At 60.5% G+C, this 13,882-nt stretch carries 13 protein-coding genes; 7 read left to right on the top strand and 6 right to left on the bottom strand.

Annotated elements, in window-relative coordinates; genetic code table 11:
- Nucleotides 1-139: 139 nt before the first annotated feature.
- The 5 genes from AAAX36_RS07670 (at nucleotide 140) to AAAX36_RS07650 (ending at nucleotide 4,274) form a co-directional block, all read left to right on the top strand.
- On the top strand, nucleotides 140-763 hold the full coding sequence (locus tag AAAX36_RS07670) for a flavodoxin family protein (protein ID WP_349074950.1): 624 nt from the start codon (nucleotides 140-142) through the stop codon (nucleotides 761-763).
- 12 nt (nucleotides 764-775) lie between these two features.
- The gene (locus tag AAAX36_RS07665; RefSeq protein ID WP_022093957.1) at nucleotides 776-1,117 is read left to right on the top strand and encodes an ArsC/Spx/MgsR family protein; all 342 of its coding nucleotides are present in this window, start codon (nucleotides 776-778) and stop codon (nucleotides 1,115-1,117) included.
- Between the two features lie 86 nt (nucleotides 1,118-1,203).
- Complete coding sequence (locus AAAX36_RS07660) at nucleotides 1,204-2,334, top strand: GTP-binding protein (protein WP_349074949.1); 1,131 nt, start codon at nucleotides 1,204-1,206, stop codon at nucleotides 2,332-2,334.
- A 95-nt stretch (nucleotides 2,335-2,429) separates the two neighbouring features.
- Nucleotides 2,430-3,029, top strand: a complete 600-nt coding sequence (locus tag AAAX36_RS07655) for a tRNA (cytidine(34)-2'-O)-methyltransferase (RefSeq protein ID WP_349074948.1) — start codon at nucleotides 2,430-2,432, stop codon at nucleotides 3,027-3,029.
- A 144-nt stretch (nucleotides 3,030-3,173) separates the two neighbouring features.
- The gene (locus AAAX36_RS07650) at nucleotides 3,174-4,274 is read left to right on the top strand and encodes an ATP-binding protein (RefSeq protein ID WP_271733903.1); all 1,101 of its coding nucleotides are present in this window, start codon (nucleotides 3,174-3,176) and stop codon (nucleotides 4,272-4,274) included.
- A gap of 40 nt (nucleotides 4,275-4,314) precedes the next feature.
- Here the strand turns inward: AAAX36_RS07650 and AAAX36_RS07645 are convergent, their stop codons facing one another.
- From AAAX36_RS07645 to AAAX36_RS07630, 4 genes are all read right to left on the bottom strand, one after another.
- A complete protein-coding gene (locus AAAX36_RS07645; protein ID WP_349074947.1) occupies nucleotides 4,315-6,810 on the bottom strand; it encodes an excinuclease ABC subunit UvrA in 2,496 nt (831 codons plus the stop codon).
- Nucleotides 6,811-6,820: 10 nt separating this feature from the next.
- Nucleotides 6,821-7,939: an ATP-binding protein gene (locus AAAX36_RS07640; protein WP_349074945.1), complete on the bottom strand. Its 1,119-nt coding sequence runs from the start codon at nucleotides 7,937-7,939 to the stop codon at nucleotides 6,821-6,823.
- 93 nt (nucleotides 7,940-8,032) lie between these two features.
- Nucleotides 8,033-10,036 (bottom strand): translation factor GTPase family protein, encoded by a 2,004-nt coding sequence (locus tag AAAX36_RS07635; protein ID WP_349074944.1) that lies wholly within the window; start codon nucleotides 10,034-10,036, stop codon nucleotides 8,033-8,035.
- A 254-nt stretch (nucleotides 10,037-10,290) separates the two neighbouring features.
- Nucleotides 10,291-10,779, bottom strand: a complete 489-nt coding sequence (locus AAAX36_RS07630) for an N-acetyltransferase (protein WP_349074943.1) — start codon at nucleotides 10,777-10,779, stop codon at nucleotides 10,291-10,293.
- Nucleotides 10,780-10,928: 149 nt separating this feature from the next.
- On the opposite strand from AAAX36_RS07630, the gene AAAX36_RS07625 reads away from it, so the two are divergent.
- Nucleotides 10,929-11,153: a hypothetical protein gene (locus AAAX36_RS07625; protein WP_349074942.1), complete on the top strand. Its 225-nt coding sequence runs from the start codon at nucleotides 10,929-10,931 to the stop codon at nucleotides 11,151-11,153.
- 48 nt (nucleotides 11,154-11,201) lie between these two features.
- Here the strand turns inward: AAAX36_RS07625 and AAAX36_RS07620 are convergent, their stop codons facing one another.
- The gene (locus tag AAAX36_RS07620; protein WP_329738684.1) at nucleotides 11,202-11,906 is read right to left on the bottom strand and encodes a class I SAM-dependent methyltransferase; all 705 of its coding nucleotides are present in this window, start codon (nucleotides 11,904-11,906) and stop codon (nucleotides 11,202-11,204) included.
- 437 nt (nucleotides 11,907-12,343) lie between these two features.
- Here AAAX36_RS07620 and AAAX36_RS07615 point away from each other — a divergent pair, with 437 nt between their 5' ends.
- On the top strand, nucleotides 12,344-12,748 hold the full coding sequence (locus AAAX36_RS07615; protein WP_329738683.1) for a hypothetical protein: 405 nt from the start codon (nucleotides 12,344-12,346) through the stop codon (nucleotides 12,746-12,748).
- A gap of 138 nt (nucleotides 12,749-12,886) precedes the next feature.
- Here the strand turns inward: AAAX36_RS07615 and AAAX36_RS07610 are convergent, their stop codons facing one another.
- Entirely contained in the window at nucleotides 12,887-13,702 is an 816-nt protein-coding gene (locus AAAX36_RS07610) for a putative RNA methyltransferase (RefSeq protein WP_349074941.1), read from the bottom strand.
- Between the last annotated feature and the right edge of the window lie 180 nt (nucleotides 13,703-13,882).

Raw genomic sequence — 13,882 nt, 5'->3', positions numbered from 1 at the left:
GCAATGCCCCTAGATGGCCTTAGGCATGAACGCCCTTAAGAACGTTACGGGATAAACATCGCCCGCACCATGCCAACGTCATCGCACACAACGTGAGATAATTCTCAGCAGAATTCACCGATAGCAGAGGGAGTTTGTGATGAAGGTTCTTTTAGTCAACGGTAGCCCCAAGGCAAACGGCAACACCGCTCGCGCGCTTGCCGAAGTCGCCGAGCAATTGCATGCCGAGGGTATCGATACCGAGGTGTTTCAGCTGGGCGCCAAGCCCATTCGCGATTGCATCGGTTGCGGCCAGTGTGGCAAGCTCGATTGCCGCTGCACCTTTGACGACGACGTGGTCAACGAGCTCATCGCTGCAGCCGAGCAGGCAGATGGCTTTGTCTTTGGCTCGCCTGTCTACTACGCGCACCCCAGCGGCCGCATTCTCTCGGCACTCGATCGCGCATTCTATGCAGGCGGACATGCCTTTGAGCACAAACCCGGCGCCGCTGTCGCCGTCGCCCGCCGCGGCGGCACGTCGACCACGTTCGATGTGCTCAACAAGTACTTCACCATTAAGCAAATGCCCGTGGTTGCTTCCACCTACTGGAATAACGTGTTTGGCCGCGTGCCCGGCGACGCCGATGGGGATGCCGAGGGCCTTGCCACCATGCGAAACATCGGCAAAAACATGGCCTGGCTCCTGCGCTGCATCGAGGCAGGACAGGCCGCCGGCATCAACGCACCCGAGGCAGATCGAGCAACGACCAACTTCATTCGATAGAGCAGCGGGACCATGAATATTCAAATCTTCGGGACTAAGAAGTCCTTCGACACCAAGAAGGCCCAGCGCTATTTTAAGGAGCGCCGCATTAAGGTGCAGTTTATCGACCTTAAGGAAAAGGAGATGAGCAAGGGCGAGCTCACGAGCGTGATGCAAGCGGTCGGCGGCATCGACAAGCTGCTCAACCCCAAAGCCAAGGACGAGGAAACGCTCGCGCTCATCCAGCACCTTACCCCCAGTCAGCGCTTCGACAAGCTGCTCGAGAACCAGCAGGTCTTGGCCGAACCCATCGTGCGCAACGGCAAAAAGGCCACCGTCGGTTATTGCCCCGATGTATGGGGAGCCTGGGAGTAGCTTGTGTTATTTGCCGGCGCGTGGGTATAAGAGCAGGCGTTTGGCATAAGATTCAACTGTAAGCCATGTCTAACAAAGGAGGGCACATGCCCAACAAACCCGTGAAGATCATCATGCTTACCGGATACCTCGGTGCCGGCAAGACCACGCTGCTCAACCACATCCTCGCTAACGACGGCGGTATCCGCGCCGCCGTGATCGTCAACGATATCGGCGAGATCAATGTGGACGCCAGCCTTATCGCCGACGGCGGCCTTTCCGAGACCGACGACCTCATCCCACTCACCAACGGCTGCATCTGCTGCACGCTTTCGGATGACCTGGCCAACCAGCTGCAGGGCATCGCCGATTCGGGCAACTTCGATTACATCATCATCGAGGCATCGGGTATTTGCGAGCCCATCCCCATCGCTTACACCATCTCGAGCTTCTGCGACGAGGCCAAGGTGGGCGGCGAGCCCAAGCTCGCGCTCGACAACATCGTGGCCGTGGTCGACTGCGCCCGCATGTACGACGAGTTCAACGGCGGTCGCGACCTGCTGGCAGAGGATATCGACGAGGACGACATCGAGAGCCTGCTCATCCAGCAGATCGAGTTTTGCTCCACGTTGATCCTCAACAAGACCGATACCGTGAGCCCTGAGCAGATCGCCGAGCTCAAGGCTATCGTGCGCAGCCTGCAGAAGGACGCCGTGATCGTCGAGGCCCAAAACGGTGAGGTCCCCATGGAGGAGCTGCTCGATACTGACCGCTTCGACTTTATGCGCGCCTACAACTCCGCCGCCTGGATCGAGGCCATGGAGCATCCCGAGGAGCACGACGACCCCGAGGTGCTCGAGTACGACATCGAGACCTTTGTATACTCGCGCCGCAAGCCGTTTGACCTGCAGAAGTTCACCGATTTTGTTGAGCAGGAGTGGCCCGACGAGGTCATTCGCGTCAAGGGTCCGTTGTGGCAGACCGGCGATCCGAACATGTGCTACATGTTTGAGCAGGCTGGCCACCAGATGCGCCTGATGGAGAACGGCCTGTTTGTCGACTCGGCGCCCGAGGGCGAGAAGCAGAAGATCATCGACGAGAACCCCGAGATCATGCAGATTTGGGACGACGAGACGGGCGACCGCATGACGAGCCTGTGCATCATCGGCCGTCACATGGACAAGGACGCGCTCATCGCTTCCCTCGATGCCTGCCTGACCGACTGGCACCGCGCCTAGGTTTATCCAAGCGGGCATTTTTCTGTCTACGTAACCGCCAAACCACCACGAAGGTTAACTTCGTGGTGGTTTTTCGTTCTGAGCCAAGGAGATTCATGTTCAACATTGTGCTGTATGCGCCCGAGATTCCGGCCAATACGGGCAATATCGGCCGCACCTGCGTGGTCACCGGCGCCCGCCTGCATCTGGTGGAGCCGCTGGGGTTTTCGCTCGACGACAAGACGGTACGTCGCGCCGGTCTGGGCTACTGGCAAAACTTGGACGTGACGACCTATGCCGGCTGGGAGGATTTCCTTGCGCGCAACGATCTCTCCCCCGCCGATGGTCGCCTGCATCTGCTGACCAAAAAGGCACGCCGCACCTATGCGCAGAGTACCTACCGCGATGGCGACTACTTGGTCTTTGGCAGCGAGAGCTCGGGCATTCCCGAGCCACTGCTCGCCGCGGCGCCCGCGCGCTGCGAGCGCATCCCGATGCTGCGCGATTGCGACTCGCTCGATAACGCCGAGGCTTGGGAAGCTCACGAGGAATCGCTGGGGCATACCGAGGACGGCCACGAGGCCATCCTTCAACAAGACATCTGCGGCAACTTCGTCAACCCGGACGACTACCGCATCAGCGCACTCAACCTCTCCAACAGCGCCGCCATCGTCCTCTACGAAGCCCTGCGCCAGGCAGGCTTTCCGGGAATGTGACAAAGGAACTATCCCTTTGTCACATTCAAGCGCCACGCCGATGGCACACATGCCTAATTGATGCTCTAGATAAAGAGCCCTCACTTTTAATCAGAATTAACTAAAGTAAAATGAAGTTAAACGGCGGTGTGAAAGGAGAGCCTTGTGGAATATCTCGAGAACCCGTTTACCCCCAGTTTTGGCGAGGTTCCTGCCCATCTCGCTGGCAGACAACAGATTATTCGGGATCTGGACCGTGCCTTCTTGAGCCAGCGCAGGCGCCCAGAATTGACCTCGATCTTCTCAGGCGCGCGTGGAACCGGTAAAACCGCTCTCATGTCGTCGCTCGCGACAAGGGCGGAATCCCACGGCTGGATTGCCGTAAAGACGACCGCGCTCCCGGGAATGCTTGAGGAAATCGAGTTCGGGGCGAAACGTGCTGCCGGCCATCTTATCGACCCGTCTAAGAACTTCGAAGTCACCGGCCTCGGAATTGCACCGCTCGGCAGCATCGAGGTCAATCGCGTTCACGATGCCTCAACCTGGCGTTATCGCATGAGCGACATCATCGACCAGCTCAACGAGGCAGGCACCGGTCTGCTCGTCACGGTTGACGAGGTGGACCCGACACTCGACGAAATGATTCAGCTCGCAGCGACGTATCAGCACTTTGTGACCGATGGGAAACGCGTCGCCCTGCTCATGGCGGGACTTCCCAACAACGTCTCGACGTTGCTGAACCACAAGACGGTCTCGTTCCTTCGCCGCGCCCAACAATATCATCTGGGTCGCATTGCCGACTATGACGTACGCGAGGCCTTGATTCGCACAATCCAGGAAAACGATCGCCTGGCAGATGCTGAGGGAATCGATAGAGCCGTTCGCTCGATCTCTGGTTTTCCCTTCCTATTGCAACTCGTAGGCTACCGTGCCTGGGATCTCACAAGCGATTCGAAGGAAATCTCGTCACGCGACTTTGACCTGGGAATCAAAATCGCGCGCGACGAGATGGACGACCGAATCCTCGCGGCAACCTATCGGGAACTCACTGCAGAGGACAAGCGATTCCTCATCGCCATGCTCGATGACGAGGAAGAGTCCACCACCGCCGACCTTGTCGAGCGCCTTAAGCGTTCGCCGCAGCAGGTCTCCCGCTACCGACGCCGAATGATAGATGCCGGCATCATCGGGGAACGAGGACGAGGGCTCGTCGCATTTGAATTGCCATTCTTCCGCGACTATCTCGCGGCTCAATGCGTGAAATAGGCATCAATGAGGCAAAGGGGCTGTCCCTTTGCCTCATTGTCTATAGGTAGCGGCCGGTGATGCTTGCGGAGCAGGCCACGATGTCGCCCGGCGTACCGGCGCAGACGATTTGCCCGCCCGCGTCGCCACCGCCCGGGCCCATGTCGATCACGTAATCGGCGTTACGGATAAGGTCGAGATCGTGTTCGATCACGATAACCGTGGCGCCCTTGGCAACGAGGCCGTCAAACACGTTCAGCAACACCTGAACATCGAGCGGATGCAGGCCAATCGTGGGTTCGTCGAACACGAATACGGCATCATCCTGCACGCGGCCCATCTCGCTCGCGAGCTTAAGGCGCTGTGCCTCGCCGCCCGAAAGCGCCGGCGTGGGCTCACCGAGCGTGAGATAGCCCAAGCCCAAGTCGTGCAAGGTCTGCAAGCGCGCCTGAACCTTCTTGAGCCCCAGTGTGGCGTCGATGGCCTCGTCCACACTCATGTCCATGAGCTGCGGCAACGTAAGGAGACTCCCGTCCTTGCCCTCGCGATGGATATGCGAAGCCGCGTCTGCATAACGTGAGCCGCGACATGCCGGGCAGACGATCTCGACGTCGGGCAAAAACTGCACGTCGAGTGATATCGAGCCCGTGCCATCGCACGTAGGGCAGCGCAAGGCGCCGGTGTTGTAGCTAAAGGCACCCGCCTTGTAGCCGGCTGCCTTGGCCTCGGACGTACGGGCGAAGGCGCGACGCAGCTCGTCATGAATGTCGGCATAAGTCGCCACTGTCGAGCGCACGTTGGCGCCGATAGGCGTAGCGTCAATCAGGTTTGCGCGGGCAATGCCTTCGGCATCGACCCAGCGCACATGTTTTGGCAGGCGCTCGCCGGCTGCCTGCGCCTTAAGCGCCGGGATGAGCGTCTCGAGCACCAACGTCGTCTTGCCCGAACCCGAAACGCCCGTAACCGCAACAAGGCGGCCGCGCGGGATATCAACTTCGAGCGGCTTAACGGTATGGATGGCATCGGTTGCCATGCGAATATGCCCCTGGTCGAACATTTCCTCGTCAGTCACCTGCGGACGCAGGCGCTTGGACTCTGCGCGCAAAAACGGGGCGATGCGGCTGCCCTGCGATTGTTCGACCTCGTCCACCGTACCTGCAGCGATCACTTTACCGCCGCCCGCTCCGGCAACGGGGCCCATCTCGACCAGATAGTCGGCTTCCGCCAGTACGCGCGTGTCGTGGTCGACAGCAACCACGGTGTTGCCGTCATCCACCAGATCGCGCATCACGCCCACCAAGCCGTCGACATTGGCAGGATGCAAGCCAATCGAGGGCTCGTCCAGCACATAGAGTACGCCCGTCGATCGGTTGCGCACCACGCGGGCGAGTTGCACGCGCTGGCGCTCACCCGTGGAAAGCGTGGCACCGGCGCGATCGAGCGAAAGATAATCGAGGCCCAAATCGACCAGGCGACGGGCCGCACCCAAAAACGAATCGCAGATATCCGTCGCCATGGGCCGCATCTCGGGCGGCAAGGATGCGGGCACCCCGCGCACCCACTCAATCGCCTCGCCCAGCGTCATGGCCGCGGCCTGCGCCAGATTGATACCGCGCACTTGGGGCTGGCGCGCAGCCTCGGAAAGACGCGTGCCACCACAGTCGCGGCATGGCCCCTCGCGCAAAAAGCGCGCAACGCGTTTGAGCCCCTTATCGTCCTTAACCTTGGCGAGCGCATTCTCGACGGTATAGACGGCGTTGTAATAGGTAAAGTCGAGCGGCGTGGCGCCCTCGCCGTTTTTTGGAACGTAGAGAATGTGCTTTTTAACCGCCGGACCATGAAACACGATGTCGCGCTCTTGAGGCGTGAGCTGGTTAAACGGCACGTCGGTGCGCACGCCCATCTCGCCAGCCACCTGCTTCATCAGATCCCACATGAGCGTGCCCCAGGGAAGCACTGCGCCCTCGTTGATAGTCTTTGACTCGTCGGGCACCAGGCTCGCTTCGTCCACCTCGCGCATAACGCCGGTGCCGCCGCAGGTAGGACACGCGCCGCCGCTGTTAAAGGCAAGGTCCTCGGCACTCGGCGCGTAGAACGCGCGGCCGCATGTCGGACACGTGAGCGACAGGCCAGCGGCAACGTTAAGGCTCGGCTCCACGCGCGCCCCGCAGTGCGGGCACACGTGATGGGCGCAACGGCTAAAGAGCAGACGCAGGCTGTTGTTGAGCTCGGTCATGGTGCCAAAGGTGGAGCGCACACCCGGCACGCTCGGACGCTGATGCAGCGCGAGCGCCGCCGGCACGTGCAGTACCTCGTCCACCTGGGCGTGTTCGGCCTGCGTCAGGCGACGTCGAGTATAGGTGCTAAGTGCTTCCAAGTAGCGACGCGAGCCCTCGGCATAAAGAACCCCCAGTGCCAGCGAACTCTTGCCCGAACCCGACACGCCGGCAATACCCACGAGCTTTCCCAGCGGGATATCAATATCGATGTCCTTAAGATTATGGACACGCGCGCCACGCACCTCGATAGCCTGCGGGCTCATCTTCTGTTCCGTCACCTTTATCACCCTACTCATGCCATAAAACTCGATCGCGAATGTACGCGCCCAGCATGGGCACGGTAAACCGGACGAGGCCGTATCCGGCAGCCTCGATGACGCGCTCGCGAATCAGGCTTACGCGATATTTACTCGCCCAGCTCTGGGTGCGATCGCAGCGCTCAATGATATCCGCCATGCGTGTCGGCTTGCCCTCGTCAGCAGCCATGGCCTCGATAAAGAGGCGTTGTGGACTGCGCAGCCCGTAATACAAGGGAGCGTCCACTGCTTCATAGAACTCGGAGATGGCATCCGCGTGCCCAGCCTCGACATCGCACACTTCAATGACCTGCGAGCCACGCCGGACAGCAGCCCGCCACATGTAATATCCCACCAGCTGAACCATATAGGGATGCCCCATGCTCTTGCGTGCCGCAAGGTCCGCCGTCTCCGCGTCAACGTAAAGACCAGCGTCTTTGACCGTCTGGATATACGAATCGCGCACCTTGGGCAAAGATATCGCCCCCAGTGTACGCTGCTGGGCACGTCGCAAAAACGTCACGCTCGGCTCTTCGAGCAGATCGTCAACCATACTGGGTAAGCCGGCGAACACCAGCGCAAGACCGCGCTGGTCGCTATCGGGCAAGCCCGTGGCATCCTGGTCTCCGAGCACCTGCTGATAGAGAACGGCAAGAGCCGCCAGCTCCTCGATAGACGCAGATTGAGCCTCGTCAATCGCAAACAGTATGCCCTTGCCTGGACCGAGCTTCTTGAGACGCTCGTTGACCAGCCCTCGCAACGTCTCGCCCTTTGCTCGCGCCGCCTCGACTGACATCCGCCCAAACGACGGACCGAACTCCATTGACGTCACAACGGGTTTATTCGAGCGAAGCGCGTCGGCCAAGCGGTCGCATAAGCCAAGCGACGCGGAATCGGAGACAACCGCCCATCCGCGCTCACTAGCCAAACGCTGCAGCTCCCGCAGGAGAACCGTTTTGCCGCAGCCGCGGTTTCCCGTAATGAGCATGAGCCTGCCCGGCGCTCCGGCGCCGTTATCGAGCCCTTCCTCGAAATCTTCGATGACCGACTCGCGACCGATGAGTATCGGAGGCCGCTTGCCTGCCGTTGGCTTAAAGGGATTCGGATTCATGTCGGCCTCCTCGGATTGGCAAACCCTGGTAATAGTTATACCAACTTATACCGAGTTATACCAATAGCATGTGACAAAGGGGTTGTCCCTTTGTCACATGTGGCCGAAAAACTCCGCGTCTGCTGCACGCCAGGGGCGGAAGGTGGCGGGATCGACCTTTACGTGTGCCGCGGCGGGTACGTCGTACCATTTGACCGTGTAACCGGCGCCGTGAGAGCAAAAGACCGAGTCGGGCGTGTTGGGCAGATCGGCCTCGGGCTCATAGGCGGCCGCCTCTATAACGCGCTCGGCATCATGACAGGCCGCATAACCGGCGAACTCCAGGTACAGATGCCCGCGACCGCTCGTGTAGGCAGCCACCTCCAGCGCGTAATCCTGCACCTCGGATGCCGGCACGCGACCCACAAGCTTCGCCCGGTCTCCCGCCATCGCCGGTGGCTCGTACTCGGCACCCATGCGCGTGGCATCCGAGAGCGCCCGGCCCACGCACTCCCCCGGCACCTCAACCTCAAAGTGGTACCACGGCTCCAACAGCACCGCCGCGCCAGCCTCACGCGCCTGCATGAGCCCCTGACGAATCGCGCGGTACGTGGCCTGGCGAAAATCGCCGCCCTCGGTGTGTTTGGCATGCGCACGGCCGCCCGTGAGCGTAATGCGCACATCGGTGATGGGCGAGCCGGTCAGCACGCCCAGGTGATCGCGCTCCATGGCGTTGGTGAGTGCCAGACGCTGCCAGTTAAGATCGAGCTCGTCGGTCGAGGTCACGGTGCCAAACTGCACGCCCGAACCCGCCGGCAACGGCTCCAGACGCAGATGCACCTCGGCATAGTGGCGCAGTGGCTCAAAGTGGCCCACGCCCTCGACCGGCTGCGAAATGGTCTCCTTATAGAGAATGCCGCCGGGCTCAAACGCAATCGAAAGACCGAAGCGATCGGCCAGCACCCGCTGCACGACCTCGAGCTGCACAGCGCCCATCAACTGCAAGTGAATCTGCTCGAGATGCGTATTCCAGCTTACGCCGAGCATGGGATCTTCGTCCGCCAGCTCAGTCAACGCCTTGAACACCGCATGGACGTCGTATTCGCCCGGCAGCACCGTATAGGTGAGGACCGGAGCGATGACGGGCGCATCGCCCGCGGGCTCCGCGCCCAGGGCGTCCCCCGGGCGAACGTGCGCAAGACCCGTCACGGCACAAATACCGCCAGCAGCAACTTCTTGGGCAAGCTCATACTTTTCGCCGTTATAGATGCGTACCTGATCGACCTTCTGTTCCCACGCCTCGGCACCGGAACGTCCGTCAATCATCTGCTTGGCATGCAGCGTGCCGCCGGTCACTTTAACCCATGCCAAGCGCTCGCCGCGATCTCCGCGGCTCACGCGGTAGACGCGCGCGGCAAACTCCGGGCGCCATGCCTGTTCGCGCATCAGCGCACATATGCCATCCAGCAGCTCGTCCACGCCTTGGTCCTTGAGCGCCGAGCCGGCAAAGCAGGGGAAAAGCTTGCGCTCGGCAACCATGCGCGACAGCGTTGCGACAGAAAGCTCGCCCGCTTCAAGAAACTCCTCGAGCGCCGCCTCGTCCAACGCAGCAGCGTCCTCCTGAACGGCACCGCCCGCCAACAGTTCGCTGGCATCCAGGCAGCCTTCGGAAAGACGCTGCCCGAGCTGCGCCAGCAGTGCATCGCGACCAGGGTTCTCAAGATCGATCTTGTTGATAAAGATGAACGTCGGAATGTCATAGCGCGCAAGCAGGCGCCACAGGGTTTCGGTATGCCCCTGCACGCCATCGTTGGCACCCACAACCAAAATCGCGTAGTCCAGGGCGCGCAACGTGCGCTCCGCCTCGGCAGAAAAATCGACATGCCCCGGTGCATCCACGAGCATGACGTGGGTATCGCCGTGGTCGAGTACGGCCTGCGACGAGAAAATCGTGATGCCGCGCTCGCGCTCAATCTCGTTCGTATCCAGATGCGAATCGCCATCGTCCACGCGGCCGCGCTTGCGAATGCGACCCGCATTGAACAGCATGGCCTCGGCCAACGTGGTCTTGCCGGCATCGACATGCGCCAAGATTCCAACGACCGCTTGCTTCGACATGGCTCTCCTCTTATTGCAAGCCCATCGCACGCGGCAACGGGCGTCCTCGTTCCACACTGGATGATACAATTTACTTGCCGGCGGGCGAAGCGGGCCCTATCCCCCGACCAAGCTCATCGCCCCGCGTTGCCGCGCGGCGATTTTCGTAGGTTCGCGCCTTGCGAAAGCCGGCTTTCAAAACAGCGCAGCGAACGAAAATGGCCCCACCCGAGGCCATTTTCGTTCGCGCGAATTATTGATATGAGGCGTCGCTCTTATGCCTCGCGCAGCCAGTCAAACGCAACACGCGGTGTGCCGTCTGACACATACACGATGCCGGCGCGCTCAAACCCCGCCTTGATGCTCGCCCCCTGCATGGGCAGGTTGTCCTGATGTGTGTCGATGCGCAGGTGATCGGCACGCTCCTTGGCAAAGGCAAACATCGCAGCCGTGATACCGTGCACGGTGCCGTCGGATGCCACGCGGTGCAGCACGGCGTATGGAGCGTCGCTACGCCATTGCCCGTCCTCAATTACGTCATAGCACTCGTCCGGGCCCGGTAAAAAGGCAAACGTCGCCACCACGCGGCCGTCGACTTCGCACACGTAACTGCCACCAGCGGCAATATCGGCAGCCAGTTGCTCGGACGAAGGCGTGCCCTCGGGCCACTGCGTGGCGTTGCCATGCGCGCGCATAAAGGCGCGGGCGGCGTCATAGATAGTCATGACAGCGGGAATGTCGGTATCGAGGGTTTTTCTGATCATCACGCGGCGGCCTCACATTTATTGGTATCACTTTGATTGAGCAATGATACCAACGTTTGGAGAGGGGCGCGAAGCAGATGGGGAGCAAAAAGCGAGCCGCTTGGTCAAAAGCCAAAAGCGAGTTTTTAGGCGCTGCCACGGGCGGCGATATGAGTGACCTGTTTGCGCGCGAAGACGAGCGCCGCGACGCCCTGGACGCCGAGCGCGATGAGGCCTGGCGCTACAAGTCGTGCGAGCGCAAAAACCGTTACGACACGCGCGCCGAGGCCGAGGCTGTTATGGCCGAATGTGAAAACCGCGGGCGGCGTGGCTTGGCCTGCTACAAATGCGAATACTGCGGCGGCTGGCATTTGACGTCGCACCCTTGGAAATAGACCCCACATTGGCACGGCACTGACGGAGCGCCAGCCATCGCACACAAGCTACGGGCGCGGCGGCACCAAAACATCGTAGCGAACGGCCTTGCCCGCAAGTTGATAGCTCGGCTTAACGCCGGCAAGCAGCGGGCCCTTTACCGGCCGCTTGATAACGACCTTGCGCGGATGCACAGCAAGCGCCGCCTCGACCAGCGATTCCTCGTCGGCGCATGGCTGCTCCAGATGATGTAGGAGCTGGAACTTCTTTTTGACCGCTGCACTCTTGGTGCGCTCGGGAAACATGGGATCCAGGTACACCACGTCGGGTGCTGCGAGCTCGCCCTGCTCGACCAGCTCGACGGTTTGACGAAGGCCCGCAATGCTGTCCTCGCCCGCATGTAAGCACATGCGTGCCACGGCAGCCGCAAGCGCCGGATCATCCGCCGCGCGCTCCAAAGCATCCTGAAGGAGCGCCGCGATCACGCAGTCCTGCTCATACAGATCGACGGTAAAGCCCGCGGCCGCCAACAGCAGCGAATCCTCGCCAAAGCCTGCCGTAGCGTCAATTGCCCATGGTCGCTCGATGCCCTTTGTGCGCGCAGCCTTTACCAACAGCTCTTGCTGCAGACGGCCCTGCTTGAGTCGCGGCAGCATGCGGCCAAAATCGGCGCGCAGCTCCATCGTGCCGTCGGTGAGCGTGAGGCCCTCGGGCTTCCCGATCAGCTCAAGCCCCGCGGCCCGAGCAACAGATAAGGGATCGACGACGCCCATGGACACTCCTTAACAAGCAAAACGAATACGCAGGGCACCGTTTATGTCGGCACCCAACCGTCCGCTATTGTCCCACATGCGACATGGCCCACAGCATCCCAATGCAAAGCACCGCCATCAATCCCGTGCACACAGCAGCGATCACGGAATCACCCATGCGCCTTCCCAACGACCGCGGCTCACGCACTTGCCCTGCTCCGTACATCATGGCTCCTCCTTGAGACCAGCTCCTTGTTACGGCCTCATCATCTCAGCGCCGCACATGAGCCGCCATCGATTTGGCTTACGTCCAGCTTTCCTTTTTGAAAGGTTGGACCGTACAGGCAAGAGACGCTTTCAAACGCATGCATCGCCCCGTTGAACTACAATGTGCTTCACGATATGTGCCACAACCTGGGTGCGACTGATTCTCCGCGCCCGCATCGAAAGGACCAGCCATGAGCAACGCCTGCAAATTACTCAAAATCCTATCGTTCTTCTTCTTTGTCGTCGGCATTCTAAGCGCAGGCATGGGTGCTACAGCGCTCTTTGCGGGCAGCGCGGCAGGCGATATCACGGGTACCATGATCGTTTCTTGCATCGTCGTCATCGTATTGGGCGTCGTCGAAATTGTGACCGCCGTCTTTGGCATCCGCGCGGCAAATAATCCCGCCAAGGCTGGCGTTGTCTGGATTTGGTCCATCGTCTGCCTAGCATGTTCGGTCATCAGCCTGCTTCTCTCCCTGCCCCTCTTGGGTGGGACCGGCTCAAGCATCCCCGATTTTAGCGGCCTGATTGTCAGCATTATCTACTTTGTAGTCGCCAACCGCGTCAAGAAAGAGGGCATGGACCGTTTGAGCTAAACCGCATCCGTGTCAATCGCTCAGCGACTCTGGTATATACGCCAATAAAAAGGGCCGATCGCGTAGCAACGCGGTCGGCCCTTTACGTTTGCCCAGATAGAACCTACCAAAATAAACCTGTCCCTATTTGGCAGGTTGTTAGCTGTGACGGTACTCGGCGATGATGAAGTCGATATCGGTTTGAAGGGTGTCCAAATTTGCCAGGCGCTCTTTGTCGGCAGGGCGTGTGCGGTAGTAGTACGGCGTCATCTGGAACACCGCCTCGATGTCGTCCTGGGTCTGAAGCGTAATATTCGCAGACACCCGCTGCGTTCCGACCAACTCGAGCTCGGTGGTCTGCGGCAGCTTCTCGTCGTTAAGGTACGGCGTATCGTAAAGCACTTCCTTGAGCCCAAACAGATGACGGGCACCCGGCACCACGGTATAGAGCGAGCCCTCGGGCGCCAGCACGCGGGCAAACTCACGCTCGTTAAAGGGAGCGAAGAGCTCGGCCACCATATCGAAGGCGCCATCGGCCACGGGGATATCCTTCATGTTGGCCACAAAATAGGTCGCATCGCCGCGCTTGGCGGCAAGGCGCACCATCTCTTTGCCCAGGTCGAAACCATAAGCATCCACGCCCGGCACCGCGCCCATGGCACTGGTGTAATAGCCCTCGCCACAGCAAATATCGAGCAACGTCATGGGGCCGTTCGTAGACGCAGCGCGCCCAGACACCTGCTTGCGCACCAGCTCGACCATCGCATCGCGCAACGGCGCGTAGTATCCACGGTTCAGAAAGTCACGACGGCTGCGCGCCTGCGACTTGCGATCGCCCATGGAGTCGCCGCTCTTGGATGAGCGCAGCAGATATAGATAGCCCTCGCGCGCACGGTCAAACCGGTGTCCGCCCGCACATGCAGCACCACGCTCGTCATCCACCAGTGACTCATGGCAAACGGGACACAACAACATGGCTACTCCTTAGCGCGAACAACACAACGCCCACTATTGTCGCACGCCTTCCCCACCTAGTCATTGGGTGTTCCTATAGTTTTGTCAACCGTCGGGGCTACTCCCGGTAGGGCACCCGGTCGCGCATCACGGCGTATATCGCCCTGAGCCGCTTCCTCGCGACGGCCTTGAGCGCCCGCC

It is taken from the genome of Collinsella sp. CLA-ER-H10, assembly GCF_040092475.1.
GTDB lineage: Bacteria > Actinomycetota > Coriobacteriia > Coriobacteriales > Coriobacteriaceae > Collinsella.
Note: the sequence above shows the minus strand (reverse complement) of the source record. Positions and strands in the feature narration are given on the sequence as shown.